The sequence below is a fragment of the Sinorhizobium sp. FG01 genome (assembly GCF_002531875.1).
Taxonomy (GTDB): Bacteria; Pseudomonadota; Alphaproteobacteria; order Rhizobiales; family Rhizobiaceae; genus Sinorhizobium; species Sinorhizobium fredii_C.
The window spans coordinates 344,213-361,581 of the sequence record NZ_NWTB01000002.1 but is presented as its reverse complement, the minus strand read 5'-3'; the positions used below and the strand labels follow the sequence as shown (position 1 = coordinate 361,581).

The 17,369-nt window shown below is 62.6% G+C and carries 16 protein-coding genes; 4 read left to right on the top strand and 12 right to left on the bottom strand.

What is annotated here, in order from left to right; genetic code table 11:
* Positions 1-55 precede the first annotated feature (55 nt).
* The 12 genes from CO656_RS01755 to CO656_RS01700 form a co-directional block, all read right to left on the bottom strand.
* Positions 56-853: an arginine deiminase family protein gene (locus CO656_RS01755; RefSeq protein WP_097524585.1), complete on the bottom strand. Its 798-nt coding sequence runs from the start codon at positions 851-853 to the stop codon at positions 56-58.
* Positions 854-875: 22 nt separating this feature from the next.
* Positions 876-1,304 (bottom strand): OsmC family protein, encoded by a 429-nt coding sequence (locus tag CO656_RS01750; RefSeq protein WP_097524584.1) that lies wholly within the window; start codon positions 1,302-1,304, stop codon positions 876-878.
* Positions 1,305-1,426: 122 nt separating this feature from the next.
* The gene (gene ugpC, locus CO656_RS01745) at positions 1,427-2,518 is read right to left on the bottom strand and encodes a sn-glycerol-3-phosphate ABC transporter ATP-binding protein UgpC (RefSeq protein ID WP_097524583.1); all 1,092 of its coding nucleotides are present in this window, start codon (positions 2,516-2,518) and stop codon (positions 1,427-1,429) included.
* Positions 2,519-2,634: 116 nt separating this feature from the next.
* Positions 2,635-4,089 (bottom strand): extracellular solute-binding protein, encoded by a 1,455-nt coding sequence (locus CO656_RS01740; protein WP_097524582.1) that lies wholly within the window; start codon positions 4,087-4,089, stop codon positions 2,635-2,637.
* Between the two features lie 47 nt (positions 4,090-4,136).
* A complete protein-coding gene (locus CO656_RS01735) occupies positions 4,137-5,165 on the bottom strand; it encodes a carbohydrate ABC transporter permease (protein ID WP_097524581.1) in 1,029 nt (342 codons plus the stop codon).
* A complete protein-coding gene (locus CO656_RS01730; protein ID WP_095678078.1) occupies positions 5,162-6,037 on the bottom strand; it encodes a sugar ABC transporter permease in 876 nt (291 codons plus the stop codon). The genes CO656_RS01735 and CO656_RS01730 overlap by 4 nt, the downstream gene beginning before the upstream one ends.
* Positions 6,034-6,966, bottom strand: a complete 933-nt coding sequence (rbsK, locus tag CO656_RS01725) for a ribokinase (protein ID WP_097524580.1) — start codon at positions 6,964-6,966, stop codon at positions 6,034-6,036. Before rbsK ends, CO656_RS01730 begins: the two co-directional genes overlap by 4 nt.
* A 40-nt stretch (positions 6,967-7,006) precedes the next feature.
* Positions 7,007-7,462 carry an RbsD/FucU family protein gene (locus CO656_RS01720; protein WP_037417048.1) on the bottom strand — a complete coding sequence of 152 codons (456 nt, stop codon included), beginning with the start codon at positions 7,460-7,462 and terminating at the stop codon, positions 7,007-7,009.
* Between the two features lie 133 nt (positions 7,463-7,595).
* Positions 7,596-9,980: an aldehyde dehydrogenase family protein gene (locus CO656_RS01715; RefSeq protein WP_097524579.1), complete on the bottom strand. Its 2,385-nt coding sequence runs from the start codon at positions 9,978-9,980 to the stop codon at positions 7,596-7,598.
* Between the two features lie 4 nt (positions 9,981-9,984).
* Positions 9,985-10,998 carry a deoxyribose-phosphate aldolase gene (deoC, locus tag CO656_RS01710; protein ID WP_097524578.1) on the bottom strand — a complete coding sequence of 338 codons (1,014 nt, stop codon included), beginning with the start codon at positions 10,996-10,998 and terminating at the stop codon, positions 9,985-9,987.
* Between the two features lie 147 nt (positions 10,999-11,145).
* Positions 11,146-11,892: a DeoR family transcriptional regulator gene (locus CO656_RS01705; RefSeq protein ID WP_037417061.1), complete on the bottom strand. Its 747-nt coding sequence runs from the start codon at positions 11,890-11,892 to the stop codon at positions 11,146-11,148.
* 163 nt (positions 11,893-12,055) lie between these two features.
* Positions 12,056-12,766 carry a GntR family transcriptional regulator gene (locus CO656_RS01700; protein WP_097524577.1) on the bottom strand — a complete coding sequence of 237 codons (711 nt, stop codon included), beginning with the start codon at positions 12,764-12,766 and terminating at the stop codon, positions 12,056-12,058.
* Between the two features lie 249 nt (positions 12,767-13,015).
* Between CO656_RS01700 and CO656_RS01695 the strand changes: the two genes are divergently transcribed.
* From CO656_RS01695 to CO656_RS01680, 4 genes are all read left to right on the top strand, one after another.
* Complete coding sequence (locus tag CO656_RS01695) at positions 13,016-14,104, top strand: ABC transporter ATP-binding protein (protein ID WP_037417039.1); 1,089 nt, start codon at positions 13,016-13,018, stop codon at positions 14,102-14,104.
* 77 nt (positions 14,105-14,181) lie between these two features.
* Entirely contained in the window at positions 14,182-15,471 is a 1,290-nt protein-coding gene (locus CO656_RS01690; protein ID WP_097524576.1) for a PotD/PotF family extracellular solute-binding protein, read from the top strand.
* 191 nt (positions 15,472-15,662) lie between these two features.
* The gene (locus CO656_RS01685; RefSeq protein ID WP_234819633.1) at positions 15,663-16,544 is read left to right on the top strand and encodes an ABC transporter permease; all 882 of its coding nucleotides are present in this window, start codon (positions 15,663-15,665) and stop codon (positions 16,542-16,544) included.
* A 1-nt stretch (position 16,545) separates the two neighbouring features.
* The gene (locus tag CO656_RS01680) at positions 16,546-17,367 is read left to right on the top strand and encodes an ABC transporter permease (protein ID WP_037417032.1); all 822 of its coding nucleotides are present in this window, start codon (positions 16,546-16,548) and stop codon (positions 17,365-17,367) included.
* Positions 17,368-17,369 lie beyond the last annotated feature (2 nt).

Here is a 17,369-nt window from a genome sequence, read left to right as displayed (position 1 = left end):
ACAATTTGGCAAGGCTGGCGCCATCGGCAACGCTCGTCGCCTGTGCGGCACGCGTTCACCTTCCACGGCTGAACCACCGCAGCGACATGCAGGAAAGCCCGGCGTCGATCTTCCCAATCTCCGTCGTTTTCAACGGCACCACCTTATAGCCGGCCTTTTCGAGCATCTCGATCGTACGCGGAAAATCGGCGCCGACCATCACCACATCGTTGACGCGAAGTGCATTGGCGGCTGGTTCCTCGCCTTCGGGAATGAGCATCTGCCGGAGTTTCTTGAAGGCGCCCGAGCGCGCCAGGCGGCTGGTGGAGAGCACCGTTTCCTCGTCGAGCAGCGAGCAATCGGTCTTGAAGTGGAGGACGCCCTCCGGCGTTTCAACAATCTCGCTCTTGCGGCCGAGCTTGTCCAAGCAAGCCTGCAATGCCTCGGCCCCCGCTTTGTCGGTGCGGACAGAAAGACCGATCATAACGCTTTCCTGGGTCGTGAGAACGTCGCCGCCATCGGCATAGCCTGCCGGCAGATCGAGGACGGTGTCGAACAGGTCGCGGAGCGTCGGCGCGATCTCTTCGGTTTCCCGAACACGCGTGGCGGCACCCGGGCGCAGAACGATCGCGCCCTCGGTGAAGACCAGCGCCGGGTCTTCGACGAAGATCGAATCCGGGAAGGCCTCCAGCGGCGGCAGTACCGTCGCCTCGACGCCGGCCTCGCGCATCGCCGCCAGATAGGCGTCGTGTTCGGCCTTGACGCCCGCATAGCTTGGGCTGCCGCGGTCCTGCGCCCGCAATCCGCAGACAACGGAATTCGCCGGTTCCCGGGCGATGATCGAGTTGAAGTGATAGACCGGACGCGATGTCATCGAGAAACTCTACCCCTCTCAGTTATCCGGAAATCCGGCTGACGAATTCAGGATTGCCGCGCAGCGTATTGCTGACCGTGCAGATTTCCACTTCCGCCGCTTCGGCGATTGCGTGGCGCATTGCGTCGTCGATATCGCCGCGGATGACGAATTCGATATCGAAGCGTGCCACGCGCGACGGTTCGTCCTGCGCCTTTGCGCCGGTCACGTTGGCCGATATTTCCACGAGCCTGTCGAGCAAGCCGAAACGACTTGCAGCGATCCGTGCGCTGAGCACCAGGCAACTGGCAAGCGAAGCGTAGAGAAGGTCGAGCGGGCCGAACCCAGCCGGCGACGGGCTCGTGACGATGTCGAGCGCACCGCCGGTCACCGAGGTCACATGCGGGGAACCCGTTCGCCCGACGGTCGCGCCCGCGCCGGTCTGCCTCGTCTTCACTCTGAGCTCGGCCATCGGGCTTCCTCATCCATCTGCTGAGAAGACAATATTCCAGCTATTTCGGGATTCGGCCATGGAGATCAAAGTCGATTTCAGGATCAGCCCTGGCTGCGCGGCCGTGCCGGGGCGAGCGACCTTCACCGCCCGACAGCTTCTCCGGTGTTCTTCAGGAAGAAATGAACCTTCGCCATGTCGATCGGAACTTCGATCACGTCGTCCGGTGCGATACGTGCCGCGGCGTGCACCTGGGCGGTGAACGAGGCCGATCCTACTCTTCCGATCACCAGCGTGTGGGGACCGAGCGGTTCGATATCGCGCACCTGCAGCTTGATCTTCGGAAAAGCCGCATCGGTCGCAATCGTGTGCTCGGGGCGGATGCCAAGCACAACCGCCTCGCCGATATGGGGAGCAAGCCTCATGGCCAGGTTTTCCGGAAGCGGAAAGGCGACGTGGCCAGGCGCTCGGAACGAGAGCCCCGCTTCGCCGCGTTCGACAATGCCGTCTATAAAATTCATGCTCGGCGCGCCGATGAAGGCGGCAACAAAGAGATTGGCCGGCGCTTCATAAAGCGTGATCGGATCGGCAGCCTGTTCGATGCGCCCCTGGTTCATCACCACGACGCGGTCCGCCATGGTCATGGCCTCGACCTGATCGTGCGTCACATAAACGGCCGTGGTCTGCAGCCGCCGGTGCAGAAGCTTGATCTCGGTGCGCATTTCGATCCGGAGTTTCGCGTCGAGGTTCGACAGCGGCTCGTCGAAAAGGAAGACGTCCGGCTGACGGACGATCGCGCGGCCGATCGCCACACGCTGCCTCTGGCCGCCGGAGAGCGCGCTGGGCTTGCGGCTGAGATAGGCGCCGAGATTCAGGATACGGGCGGCTTCCGCCACGGATTTTTCGATCTCGGCCTTCGGCGTGCCGCGAACCTTCATGCCGTAGCCGATGTTCTCGGCGACCGTCATGTGCGGATAGAGGGCGTAGTTCTGGAACACCATCGAACAGTTGCGCAAGCCGGGCCTAATATCCGTGACATCGCGTTCACCGATCCGGATCGTGCCGGAAGACGCGGTCTCCAGCCCGGCGATCATTCGGAGCGTCGTCGTCTTGCCGCAGCCGGAGGGGCCAACGAAAACGACGAACTCGCGGTCGGCGATCGACAGATCGAGCGGCGGGATGACGGTAACGCTGCCGAAGGATTTGGTGACTTGTTCCAGGCGGACCTGCGACATTCGAATGCCTTTCTCGAGACCCCATGCCCAAAGCCGGGGAACGCACTGCGAAAGAGGGGCGTCGACTGCCAGCCCCCGTGCGGTGCCCGCTCCGGAACCGGAGCGGGCACCTATCCTTATTTCTGTGGGAGGCCCATCGACGAGCGATAGGCAGCAAGTTGCTTGTCGCGGCCGAACTCGTCCGTCAGCTTGTTCCATTGCTCGGCCACCGTATCGAGTGCCTGCTGCGGCGTCACCTCGCCTGCAAGGGCCTTGGAGAGTTCGATCTCGAGCACCTCCGTATAGGAGAAGTAACCGGGCAGACGCATGTCGAGCGCGATGTTCTTGGCGGTGACCGCTTCCTTTTGGGCGCCGAGATATTCCTTCGCCTCACGATCCGAGAAAATCTTCGACCAGAGTTCGAGATTGGTGGTGTGCGAAAGGCGATACGGGTTGACCCCCGTGCCGCCGGTAATCGCCGCCTGCGCCGAGACCTCGGGGCTCGTCAGATACTGGATATAGTTCCAGGCGGCCTCCTGCTTCGTGGACGAACTCGGCACGGCTGCCTGCCAGCCACCGAAGGCCATGAAGGAGGTCTGCACGACCTGATCGAACTTGTCCCACTTCTTCGTCTTGTAGTTATAGATCTCGTCTACTCCGGGCAGCGGCGCCGAGCCCACCTTGCCGGCGACCTTCGACTGCTTCGGGTCGGCGGCGATAACACCCGTGTCGCCCCAGCCAATCGACTCTGCCACCTGTCCGCCGGCAAAGGCGGCGTTCACTTCACCGAAGGAGAAGTTGAGCGCATTCGGCGGCGCAAGCTTGGAGGCGCGGATATATTCCTCGAGGCCGCGGACCCAGCCGGGATTATTGACCTGCGCGTCCATCGTGTCCGGATCGAAGAACATGCCGCCCGGATTGTCGGGATGGCTCGTATAGCCGGCCACATGGCTGAAGAGGAACCAGAACTGCTGGCCGCCACGGCGGAAGGCTTCTGCGGTACCCCAGAGGTTGTTCGCCGGTTGATTGAAGAACTCGGCGATGTCGAGATACTCTTTCCAGGTCTTGGCCGGCGCCAGGTCGTAGCCGTATTTCTCCTTGAACGCCTTCTGGTTGTCCGGATTCTCGAAGAGATCGATGCGATAGGTATAGGTATGAGCGTCGCCGTCCATGGTCTGCGACAGGACCTTGCCGTTCCATACCATCAATTGTTCGCGATAGACCGGCGCGATATCTTCCCACGCCGCACCCTGCCGCATCTCAGCCGGCATTTCGGCGAGGAAGTCGGTGAAATCCGGCGCCCATGCCGGTGCAAAGGCGATGACGTCGAAGGCGTCCTCGCCGGAGGTCAGCGAGGTCACGATCTTCGGATAAAGTTCGGACCAGGGAAACTCGACGACCTTCACCTTGCCGCAGGTTTTTTCCTCCCAGCCCTTCGCGGCGATCTGAAGCGCCGAAGCGATGTAGGGGCCGGTCTGGGTCGTGGCGGTCAGTTCCACCCCGCTGAAGTCCGGGTCGCAGGCAAAGGCCGTTCCGTTGGCCGCCGCGGCCAGCAAACCGGCGGCGGTGGATGCAAGCAGAAGTCTCCTCATTTTTTCCTCCCTCTGAGTGAACCTTGCGAAGCTGGAGATGCGTGCGGTCACTTGATCGCTCCCAGAAGCAGGCCCGACCGCATGAGCCTGCTCAAGATCCCTGCCATGATCATCATCGGGATGATCGCCACGAGTGCTGCAGCGGATATGGACCACCATTCGTCGCCGCGCTGGCTGTTTTGTCCGGCGACCAGGATCGGCAGCGTCTGCCATTTCGAACTCGTCAGGAAGAGCGCGAAGAGGAACTCGTTCCAGACGAAGGCAAGCGTGATCATGAAGGTCGCGATGAGGCCGGGTTTCGACATCGGCAAGACGATGCCGAAGAAAATGCGCCAGGACGGCACGTTGTCTACCATGGCCGCCTCTTCCACCTCGATCGGAAGCGCTTCGAAGAAATCCCGCATCAGCCAGATGACGATCGGCAGCGAGAAGGCGATATAGGCGAAGGTCAGGCCGATATAGCTGTCGACGAGCTTGAAGCCGAGCTTTCCGACTTCCGTATACATGAGATAGAGCGCGAAGGCGGCGACGATCGGCGGAAACATACGCTGGCTTACGAACCAGAAGACGATGTCGTTGTTGCCAAGTTCCGGCCCCGGCAGACGAAAGCGGCTGGAGATCACCGCGAGCGCGAGCGCGGCGATGAAGGAATAGATGAGCGAAATCCCTTGGCCGAAACCGAGCACGTTCCGCCCGAGCAGAAAGCCGCCGAAGGCGACCACCACGAAGATGAGGGCGGAGAGCAGCCGAAATCGAAAGGTGAACCGCACGAGCGCGTAGGCCGCCGTGGCGCCGATGAAGGTTGCAAGCACCGCAGCCGACAGGCTGACGATCAGCGAGGCGATGAAGGTGTTGTAAAAGGCGCCGCGCTCGCCGGAGAGCAGTTCGTTCCAGGCCGTCAGCACCGGCTCGAAATCGACGAACGGCAGATAGGTCGGCCCGCCAACAACGGCAATCGGCGTCTTGAACGAGGTGATCGCCACCCAATAGAGTGGAAACAAGGTGAAGGCGAGCCAGACCAGGCAGCCGCCGAGCGCCAGCCAACGCCGCTTTCCCTGAAGGGTGCGCACGCTCATTTATGCTTCTCCAGATAGGGCTTCAGCACGGCCAGGTAGACGAGGCCGATCACCGTGATGAAGATCAGGAAGAGGAAGGACAGAGCTGATGTGTAGCCGAGATTGAACTTCTTGAACCCCTCCTGATAGGCGAACAGCGTCAATGTCTCTGTCGAGACGCCCGGTCCGCCGCCGGTCATCACGAAGACCGTGTCCATGATCTTGTAGCTTTCTATGAGGCGAATGAAGACGACGGCCGTCGAGATCGGCAGCAGCATCGGAAAGGTGATGTCGCGGAACTGCTGCCAAGGCGTGGCGTTCTCCAGCGCCGCGGCCTCGTAGACGTCGTCCGGCAAGGTTTGCAGCCCGGCCAGCAACATCAGGATGACGAACGGCGTCCATTGCCAGACCTCGACGACGATGATCGAGCCGAGCGCCCAGGCCGTCCGCGTCAGAAATGGGAGGTTCGGAAAGCCGAAGAGCGTCATGAACTCGTTCAGCGGCCCCATCGTCGGGTTGAGGATCTGGCGCGCGACGAGCGCCACGGCGACCGGGGCCACAAGCATCGGCAGCAGGAAGCCGACGCGGAATATCCCCTCGCCCGGCACGCGGGAATTCAGCGCCAGCGCCACGGAAAGGCCGATCACATATTGCAGCCCGACGGAAAGGAAGGCGATCAGCGTCGTCGTGCCGGCAACATGCCAGAAGCGCGGATTGGAAAGCAGGTCGGCATAGTTGCCGAAGCCGACGAAACGGGCCGGCATCGGCGGCACCAGCCGCATGCTCATGAAACTCGTCGTCAGCGAATAGACGAGCGGAAAAATCGAGATCAACAGAACGATGATCAGGGCCGGCCAGATGAAGAAATGCTTGATCGGGTCGTTGCGCGTCATGCCGCCGCTCCGCGCGCCAGCAGCGCCTCGATCTCCTCGAGCTTCGGCATCGCCGGGGCCGTTCCGCGGCGCGTGACCGCAATGCCGGCCGTCGCGCAACCGAACCGTACCGCCTCGACCGGCAAGGCCCCGCGTGCCAGAGCCGCGGAAAAGCCGCCTACGAATGCGTCCCCTGCGCCGGTGGTGTCGATCACCGGACCGCTGGCGACCGCCGGCACGAGCACCGACTGACCGTCGGCATGGTAGAGCACGCCACGCTCGCCGAGCGTGATCAGCGCCGTTTTCGCCCCCTTCTTCAGCAGCACATCGCCGGCGCGGCGGGCATCGTCAGGCGTCGGCAGCGCGAAGCCGACAAGTGCCGCCGCTTCCGTTTCGTTCGGTACGATGTAGTCGCAGAGCGGATAGATGCTTTCAGGAAAAGGCTCGGCCGGCGCCGGGTTGAACACCGTCGTGACGCCCGCGGTATGGGCAATTTTGAGCGCTCTTTCTGCAGCCGCCGCCGGTTGTTCCAGCTGGGTGACGAAGACGCGCGAATTCTCGATCGTGCCACGCGCCGCTTCCACATCTTCGATGCCGATCGAGCCGGCGGCGCCGGGATAGACGATGATGGCGTTCTCACCGTTCTCGTCATTGACATAGATGAAGGCGGCGCCAGTTGGCAGATCATCCATCTGCAGGACCTTCGGCGTCACGCCTGCCTCGGCATAGGTCTTCAGCGCCATCTCGCCGAAAGTATCGCGCCCGAGCCTCGAAATGAACGAGACCTGACTGCCGGCCCGCGCCGCCGCCACCGCCTGGTTCGAGCCCTTGCCGCCCGGACCGACGGAGAAGCCGCTGCCGGTGATCGTCTCGCCGAGCCGGGGCATGCGCGACGCCAGATAGGCCGTGTCGGCCACGAAGATCCCGAGGATCGAAACACCCGTCTTCATGCGTAGCCTCCTCTCTCAAAAAAGCTGCCGGCCGGGTGTTTCAGGCTGTTTCCGGCGGAATAACCCCCTTGGTGATGAGGAAGCAGCCGTAGAACCGCGTCTCGCCGGTGGTGATGACGCAGTAGGCCTTCTTTGCTTCCTCGTAGAAGGCAAAGCGCTCGATGCCGTACATCGGCGTCGGCTTACCCTCGGCGCGATCGATCTCGGCCTGAACTTCGCGCTGCACGGCGGGGATCTCCTCTGGCGCGCCCATCACTTCCATGCGGCCGACCGAAGGCTGCAGCGGCGTGTCGAGCGGCAGCACGGAGAGCACTGCCCTCACCGCGCGGGCGGCCGAAACATTGTCGATATGGAGCAATTTGCCGAGCGTCGTCTGCCGGGCGATGGCATCCGAGGGGAAATTGGTATCGGAAATCACCAGCGTGTCGGCGTGCCCCATCGATCGGAGCGCGTGCAGCACGTCCGCATTGAGCGCCGGGTCGATATTCTTGAGCATGTCGGTCCTCCTCCAAACCATTAATTAGACTGCCGCGCCGCGGCATGGCGCCGCTGGCGGTCTGATCACATATGCAAATGCCTTGTACACACCGCCGGTCGGCCTCCTCCGCCAGGTGGCATGCGCGGACCCTCTACTCGCCGTAGGGGATCCAGATGTTCTTGACGTCGACGGCGCGGCGCAGGAAGGCCGGCCCTTCGGCAGCCGAACGGTCCAGCCAGTCGATCGCCTTGCCGTAATCGACGAAGGTGCGCTTGAGATTGCCGATCGAGAGCCTCTCGACAAGGGTCGATAGCTCCGGCGAACCGAAAGCCCAGAGCGCGTCGACGTCGTTGTGGCCGGCCAGCGTCTTGGCCAACTCCGTCGCCGAACCGGTGACGATGTTGACGACGCCGGCCGGAACGTCGGACGTCTCCAGCACCGAATAGAAATCCGTCGCGGCGAGCGGATGCGGCTCGCTGGGAACGGCGACCACCCGATTGCCGACAGCGATCAGCGGCGCGACGAGACTGACGAAACCGAGCAGCGGCGCCTCCGGCGGGCAGATCACCCCGACGACGCCCTGCGGCTCGGGCATCGCGAGCGCGACGCCACGCAGAGGCGGCAGGTGGACGACGCCCTCATACTTGTCGGCCCAGGCGCCATAGCTGAAGAGACGGGCGATCGCGGCCTCCACCTCAGCCTTCGCATTCGCCGCCGACGCGCCGGTCATGGCGACGATGCGGTCGGCAAATTCCGCCGCCCGGCCGCTCAGATTCTCGGCGATGTAATAGAGGATCTGGGCGCGGTTGTGCGTCGTCGCCGAAGACCAGGCTGAGGCCGATTGTGCCGCGACGACGGCGTTGCGGATATCCTTGCGATTGCCCTCGCCGACTTCGCCGATGACCTTGCCCTTCGGCGTCAGGATCGCGCGAGAATAGTTGCCATCCGGCCGCGCCTGCTTGCCGCCGATGAAGAGCTTGGCGGTGCGGTCGAGCTGCGGCATGGCGAAATCGCCGGCGGCGGCCTTGAGGACCGGCGCCGCGATCTCCGTGCGGAGCTTCCGGCCGAGCCAGGCCCTGGGCTTCAGATATTCGTAGCACCCTTCCTTGCCGCCTTCCCGGCCGAAGCCGGATTCGCGCTTTCCGCCGAAGCCGCTGGAAGCGTCGAAGAGATTGGTGGCATTGACCCAGACGACGCCGGCGGCAAGCTTGGCGGCGACATGCAGGGCGAGCCCGATCGTCTCGCTCCAGACGCTGGCAGCAAGGCCGTAACGGCTGTGATTGGCAAGCTGTACCGCCTCTTCCGGCGTGCGGAACGTCATCGAAACGGCGACCGGGCCGAAGATTTCCTCCGTGGCGACGACGGAGGTCGGTTGCACCGCCGTTAGCAGCGTCGGCGGGTAGAAACTGCCGCCCTTGGGGAGCTCGATCTGCGGCTGGTACAGCGCCGCCCCTTCGGAGACACCCTGGCTGACGAGGTTTTCGATCCGCTGCAACTGCACCGGCGCGACGATCGCCGCCATGTCGATCGCCTTTTCGAGCGGATGGCCGACCCTAAGCGTCCCCATGCGCCGCTTCAGCCGTTCGTGAAACAGCGGCGCCGCACCCTCCTGGACGAGCACCCGCGAGCCGGCGCAGCAGACCTGGCCCTGATTGAACCAGATTGCGTCCACCACGCCTTCCACCGCCGCGTCGATATCGGCATCGTCGAAGACTATGAAGGGCGACTTGCCGCCGAGCTCCAGCGTCAGCGATTTGCCGGAACCGGCGGTTCTTTCGCGAATCAGGCGGCCGACCTCGGTCGAGCCGGTGAAGGCGATCTTGTCGATGTCGTCGTGCTCGACGATCAGCGCACCCGTCTCTCCCTCGCCGGTGACCACGTTCAGGACGCCCGGCGGCAGGCCGGCAGCAGAGGCAAGCTCGGCGAAAAGCAGCGCCGTGAGAGGCGTGAACTCCGCCGGCTTCAGAATGACGGTGTTGCCAAGCGCCAGTGCCGGTGCCACTTTCCAGGCAAGCATCAGGAACGGGAAGTTCCAGGGAATGACCTGACCGACGACGCCGACCGGCACCTGATCGGCAAACTCCGTTTCCTGAAGCTGCGCCCAGCCCGCGTGATGGTAGAAGTGGCGGGCGGCGAGCGGGATGTCGATGTCGCGCGTTTCGCGGATGGGCTTGCCGTTGTCGAGCGCTTCGACCACGGCGATCAGCCGGGCGTGACGCTGGATCGTCCGCGCCAGCGCATAGAGATGCCGGGCCCGGGCGTGGCCGGAGAGCTTCGCCCAGGGGCCTTGCGCCTTGCGGGCTGCCGCCACGGCGGCGTTGACGTCCTCGCGGCCGCCGAGCGCGATCTTCGCCAGCAGCGCACCCGTCGCCGGCTCGAAACTGTCGAGCGTCTTGCCTGATGCGGACACGACGAAGCCGCCGTTGATGAAATGGCCGAACGCGCCCTTGTGGCGGGCGAGCCAGGCCCGGGCTTCGCTATCGCCTTCGGGTGCGGGGCCGTATGACATCTCGTCGAAAAACCTGGAGACGCTCATCGGATTATCCTATCGGGTGTCTGTTGAGGGCCGAGTAGGCGCCGCTGATATGGTGTTCGAGCTGGCGCTCGATGTCCGCCAGGAGGCTCGATGCCCCGACGCGGAAGAGGTCCGGCTCCAGCCATTCGCGGCCGAGCTCCTCCTTCATGAGGAACTGGTAGTTCAGGACGTCCTTCGCCGCCGAGATGCCGCCGGCCGGCTTGTAACCGACCTTCGTGCCCGTCCGCTCCTGATAGGCGCGGATCATCCTCAGCATGACGAGGGTCACGAGCAGCGTCGCGTTCACACCCTCCTTGCCGGTCGAGGTCTTGATGAAATCGGCCCCGGCCATCATGCAGACGAGCGAGGCGCGGGCGACGTTGCGCAACGTCTTGAGGTCGCCGGTCGCCAGGATCGCCTTGACATGCGCATCGCCGCAGGCGTCGCGGAAATCGCGCATCTCATCATAGAGCGCCTGCCAGTTGCCGGTCAGCACATGCTCGCGGGTGATGACGATGTCGATTTCCCTGGCGCCGTCAGCAACGGATGCTTCGATTTCTTTGAGCTTGACGTCATGCGGCACGAGACCGGCCGGAAAGCCGGTGGAAACCGCGGCGACCGGGATTCCGCTGCCCTCGAGCGCCTCGACCGCCGTCGACACGAAGCGGTGATAAACGCAGACCGCGCCGGTCGTGATGTCGCGATCGCCCATGCCGAGCGCATCGAGAAGATCCTGGCGCACCGGCTGGCGCGCCTTGGCGCAGAGACGCTTGACGCGCTCCGTCGTATCGTCGCCATTGAGCGTCGTCAGATCGATGCAGGTGACCGCCTTCAAGAGCCAGGCAGCCTGCGCATCCTTTTTCACGGTCCGGCGACCCGGCAGCGTCGCGACACGACGCTCGGCGGCGGAAAGATTGACACGCTGGTCGAGCACCCAGGAAAGATCGAGATCGACACCGTCGTTGCGGGGCCAGTTATGACCGGCGCCGGCGGGCTCGGCAGCACCGGCCGGCACCCTCTTCACAGCAAGGTCTTCCAAGCGATTACTCCTCGTATCTCCCTGCCGGACCAGGCCCCTGCGGGTCAACCGCCGACTTGTTATTTTTTTATCTATTTTTTGTTATCATTTCATCAGGCTTGATGAGTGTCAAGCGATGACGCGGTCGAAGCGACGAGACTATCACATTTATCCCGTCGGCGCCTCACGCACCGCAAGCGCCGCCTCTCCGTCTTCCGTGATCACCGCCCGGAATGTGGTGAGCGGCGCAAAGAAGGCGGGCTTCAGCCTGCCGATCTTGCTCTTGTCCACCACGAGGTAATTCTCTCGCGCGAGTGAAATCACCTTCTGCTTTACCGGCACTTCATGAAAATGAACGCATGTCGCGCCACGGCTGGGGTCGACGCCGGCCGCCGAGAGGAAGGCTACATTGATGCCGAGGTGATTGAGCGTCTCGAGCCCGGAATTGCCCGAGAAAGAAGCCGAGGACGGGTGGTAAACGCCGCCGAGCATGACGATCCGGACATTGGGCCTGCGGGTCAGGCGATCGGCCACATTCAGAGAATAACACACCGCCGTAATTGAATAATTTTCCGGGATGAGATCGACGAGATACTCAAGCGTCGTGCCGCAATCGATGAAGATCGTCTCGTCGGGACGGATGTGCTGGGCGGCATGGACGCAGGCTTCCCGCTTCGCCGCCGCGTGACTGTCGGCCGCACGCGCGAGATCGTAAGGCGCCTCAGCCTCGATATCGGCGGCCGGAACGATATGCCCGCCGAGATATCCGAAGAGGCCGGGGTTGTTGGCGACGTCGCGCCGAATGGTCATTTCGGAGACGCCCAGCAAGGCGGCTGCATCTTTCAGATGCAGAACGCGCCGCGCCGATAGGGCATTTGTCAAAGCGACAATCCGTGTTGTCTTGCGATTGGCCATTTCCATCCGGAGTCCGCGCCCTGGGCAGGCTTAACCAGGGGCGCGACGAGCTGCAGCCTAACAATCTTTGTTAGAAATATCACAAATGTAAACGTCACCGCAAGTGCGCTGTGCGTTGTCGTCCGGCGCAATACAATCTGGATAGGAAACGCCGTTGCGACACTCAGAAATGAAAAGCGTCGCGCAAACCTCCGGCGTTTTTCGTCGGCCGAAGGTCGAGATCCGCCTCGATATGATCGATATGCTGCAGCATCAGCGCGCAGGCAGCTTCGACATTCTTCTTTTCCAGTGCATCAACGATATGCTGGTGTTCATTGTGGCCGCAGCTTGAGATCACCGATTGCCCATAAAGCGCGATCACGAGCGAGGAGCGCGCAACGAGCTCATCCATGAAGCGCTTGAGAATGGCATTGCCGCTCATGGCGGCGACCGCCAGGTGAAAATCGCCGGAAGCCTTGATCTCGGCGCGGCGGGCAGGTGCGCCGCGCTGATTCATCAACCGCTGCTCTTCCGCAAGCAGCTTTCTGAGTTCCTTGACCTCTGCCTTGCCGATATGGGGCGCTGCCTCGCGGAGTATGACCGGTTCCAACAGCCGGCGGGTCGCGAATATCTGCTGAGCCTCGATCACGGAAGGAAAGGCGACGAAGGCGCCGCGATTCTTCTCGACACTGACGAGCCCCTCATAAGAAAGGGCCTGAAGGGCGGCGCGAACCAGCGTCCGGCTGACATTGAAGAGGCTGCCGACGTCGGTCTCGGAGAGCTTCGTTCCGGGCGCGAGGCGCCGCTCGACGATCGCATCGCGGATCGCGTCGCGGATCTGCTGGGCGCCGGTGTCCATGGCGCTTCCCGCCGGGCTTAGATTGACTGACGTCATGAGGCAGGGAATCCGAACGATGCCGTTACAGTGGGTACAGCGGAAGTTAACCGCTTTTTGCCGTCAATCAAAGCTCAATATTGTATACAATGATAGGCAGTCTTTGAGCACGAACGCCCACAAAATGTGCATCCAACATGGCCCGCCGGCTGCCCAGTTTGGCGACGTACGAAAACATAGCCGCGGATTCAGGCCTTTAGCAAACTGGCACGCTTGATGCTTCTTCTCAGCTGCAAGGAGAAAGCGGGCATGTCCAAAGCAGCAGAGATCGATATCGCTTCCGTTTCCAAGGTCTATGGCGCGACGACCGCCGTCCATGCCATCAGCCTGAAGATTCCGGCGGGCAGCTACTGCTGCCTGCTCGGCCCCTCCGGATGCGGCAAGACCTCGACGCTGCGCATGATCGCCGGCCATGAACGCATTTCCTCCGGCGATATCCGCCTCGGCAGCATCGTGGTCACCGACTTTCCGCCAGCAAAGCGCGGCACGGCGATGATGTTTCAGTCCTATGCGCTGTTTCCCCATCTCGATCTCGTCGACAACGTCGCCTTCAGCCTGAAGATGAAGGGTGTCGAGAGGGAAGAGCGCCGCGCCAAGGCGCTCGAAGTGCTGCGATTGATGCAGATGGAGGCCTATGCGACGCGCCGGCCGGCGCAGCTTTCCGGAGGCCAGCAGCAGCGCGTGGCGCTCGCCCGGGCGCTGATCACCGACCCCGAAGCGCTGCTGCTCGATGAACCGCTTTCCGCACTCGATCCATTCCTGAAGATCCGGATGCGGGCGGAACTCAAGAAACTGCAGAAGACGCTCGGCATCACTTTCGTCCATGTGACGCACAGCCAGGAAGAGGCGATGGCGCTCGCCGACCTGATCGTCATCATGAACGACGGCCGCATCGAGCAGGCGGCAGCCCCGCGAACCGTGTTCGAAAAGCCGGCGACGGCCTTCGTCGCCCGTTTCATGGGCGACCACAATGTTCTTTCCGGCCGCGTGACCGCGATTGGCCGCGGTGTCGTTACCCTGACGGTGCCGGAAGGCCAGACCTTTTCCGTCCGCGACGTCGCCCAGGAGGTCGGCAAGCCGATCGACATCGGCATCCGCACGGACCGCGTGCGCCTCGAACCCGCATCGGACAAATCACTCGGCTTCCAGGGTGTCGTCTCGAATGTCGAATATCGCGGTGCCTCGGTGAAGATCACCGTTATCGGCGCCGGCAGCGACGAATTCACCCTCGTCGTTGCCGATACCGAGTACTTCAGCAAGCCCCTGTCGGCCGGCGACGCGGTGTCCCTGAGCTGGGCCCTTGAGGACGTGATCCCTCTCGGCCGCCTCGCAGCCTGATGCGCGCCGAAATGCGACGATCGACCCGATCCCACAAAAACCATCAATCAAGCACCACGAAAAAGGGGAACGACAGCATGACTAGTGAAACGAAGACTGATAAGGGAATATCCCGGCGCACCCTCCTGAAGACAGGCGCCGCCGCGGTCGGCGCCATCGCCGGTTCCGGCGCCATCACCGGCTTCCCGACGATCTGGGCGCAGAACCCTATCACGCTGCGCCAGTTCGGCACCGGCGTTTCGAACATCAATGCGATCGCCGAGAAGTGCAAGGAAGATCTCGGCATCACCCTCGAGATGACAGCGACCGATTCCGATGCCGCCGCCCAGCGCGCCGTCACTCAGCCGGATTCCTACGACATCGCCGACATCGAATATTGGATCGCCAAGAAGGTCTTCCCGACGGGCGTCATGCAGCCGATGGATGTGTCGAAGATCAAATACTACGACAAGATCGTGCCGCTCTTCATCAACGGCAAGCTCAAGCCGGAGAGCGTCGTCGCCCAGGGCACCGCGCCGCACACCGTCGGCTTCGTCGAGGCGCAGGACTCCAAGAGCTTCGCCAAGGCGCCGACACAGTGGATGACGCTCATCCCGACGATCTACAACGCCGACACGCTCGGCATCCGCCCGGATCTCGTCGGTCGCGAGATCAGCACCTGGGCCGACATCATGGACCCGGCCTTCAAGGGCAAGACGGCGATCCTCAACATTCCGTCGATCGGCATCATGGATGCGGCGATGATCATGGAAGCCCTTGGCAACATCAAATATGCCGACAAGGGCAACATGACGACGGACGAGATCGACCAGACGATCGATTTCCTCATCAAGGCGAAGCAGGACGGCCAGTTCCGCGCCTTCTGGAAATCCTTCGACGAGAGCGTCAACCTCATGGCCTCCGGCGAAGTCGTCATCCAGTCCATGTGGTCGCCGGCCGTCGCTGCCGTGCGCTCCAAGGGCATCGCCTGCAAGTACCAGCCGCTGAAGGAAGGCTACCGCGCCTGGGGCGGCGGCCTCGGCCTCGCCGCCCATCTCCAAGGTGCACAGCTCGATGCGGCTTATGAATATATCAACTGGTATCTCTCCGGCTGGGTCGGCGCCTACCTCAACCGCCAAGGCTACTACTCCGCAGCCATGGAGACCGCGAAAACCCACATGTCCGAGGACGAATGGGGCTTCTGGGTCGAGGGCAAGCCGGCTAAGGGCGACATCCTTTCGCCGGAAGGCAAGGTCATGGAGAAGGCCGGTGCGGTCCGCGACGGCGGCTCCTTCGAGGAACGCATGGGCAAGGTAGCCTGCTGGAACTCGGTGATGGACGAGGACCGCTACATGGTGCGCCGCTGGAACGAGTTCATCGCGGCTTGAGCGAGAGGTTTTGCGCTCTCCCTGGTTTAACTAACCCTCTCCCCGCTCGCGGTGAGAGGGAACCGAGACGTCGCCGCAAGCTCCCTTCTCCCTGCTTGCGGGGAGAGGGTGCCGGCAGGCGGATGAGGGGCTGCCAAAGCTGTATGTATTCGGAAGGATAAATAATGACGGCAGTCGCAACCTCAGGAGAAATGAAAGCCGACAAGGCACGCCGCGGCCTTGCCGCGCCGTCCCGGCTGATCGCCTATCTCCAGGTAGCGCCCCTTCTCCTCATCCTCGGCTTTTTCTTCATCCTGCCGATCCTGATGATCATCGTCGTCAGCTTCTGGGATTACGACTTCGCCGGCCTTTATCCCGACTTCCTGACGATGAACTATACCGACACTCTCGGCTCCTGGGTCACCTGGAAGACCTATCTCAACACGCTGAAATTCACCGCCATCACCTGGGCGCTGACGCTCTTCATCGGCTTCTGGGTCGCCTACTTCCTTGCCTTCCATGTCCGCACGACGACGATGCAGATGGTGCTCTTCCTCGTCTGCACCGTACCGTTCCTGACCTCGAACATCATCCGGATGATCTCCTGGATACCGGTCCTCGGCCGCAACGGCCTCGTCAACTCCACCCTGACCAAGCTTGGCCTCGTGGCGAAGCCGATCGAATGGCTGCTCTATTCCGATTTCGCCGTGGTCCTCGCCCTGGTGCATCTCAACACGCTGTTCATGGTGACGCCGATCTTCAACACGCTGATGCGCATCGACCGTTCGCTTATCGAAGCGGCGCGCGACTGCGGCGCGAGCGGCTGGCAGGTGCTCTGGAACGTCGTCCTGCCGCTTGCCAAGCCCGGCATGGCGATCGGCTCGATCTTTGTCGTCACGCTAGTCATGGCCGATTTCTCGACGGTCCAGGTGATGTCCGGCGGGCAGAGTGCATCAGTCGCGCTGATGATGAAGAACCAGATGTCGCTGCTGCAATATCCGGCGGCGGCCGCCAATGCGGTCGTGCTGCTCATCGTGGTGCTGCTGATGGTTGCGGCGATCCTCAGGGTCGTCGATATCCGCAAGGAGCTCTGACATGAAGAACGAGAGACGCGGCAAGGAATTCTACCTGCTCGCAGCCTTCTTCGCGCTGTTCGTGCTGTTTCTCTACGGGCCGCTTTCGGCCGTCCTGATCCTCTCTTTCCAGGGGCCGGACGGCGGCCTCACCTTCCCATTGAACGGCGTCTCGCTTCACTGGTTCTACAATCTCTTCGAAAAGCAGGCCGTCGGCGATTTCGGCGCCTCGTTCCGCCGCTCTTTCACGCTCGGGCTGATGGTCATGGTGGTGAACGTCGCTGTCGCGCTGCTTGCGGGGCTTGCCTTCCGCCACCGCTTCCGCGGCTCGACCGCCCTGTTCTACATGACCGTCGCAAGCCTGGTCGTACCGTCGATCATTATCTCGCTCGGCATCGGCGTCGTCTTCCAGCAATTCGGCCTGAAACCTGCCTGGTATTCCTCGGGCTTCGGCGCGCATCTCACTTGGGCGCTTCCCTTCGGCGTGCTTATCATGTTCGCCGTCTTCAACCGCTTCTCGCCGGCCTATGAGGAGGCCGCCCGCGACCTCGGCGCGACCTCCTGGCAGACCTTCCGCCACGTCGTGTTGCCGATGATCGCTCCGAGTCTGATCGGCGTTGGCCTGTTCGGCTTCACGCTCTCCTATGACGAGTTCGCCCGCACGCTGATGACCTCCGGCACCTACAACACCCTGCCGCTGGAAATCTACGGCATGACCACCAACGTTACGACGCCGGTGCTCTATGCGCTTGGCACCGTCACGACGCTCTTCTCCTTCACCATCATTCTCGCAGCGCTCGCCATTATCCTCGTGCTTCGGCGCCGCCACGCAAGGTTAAGCTGACG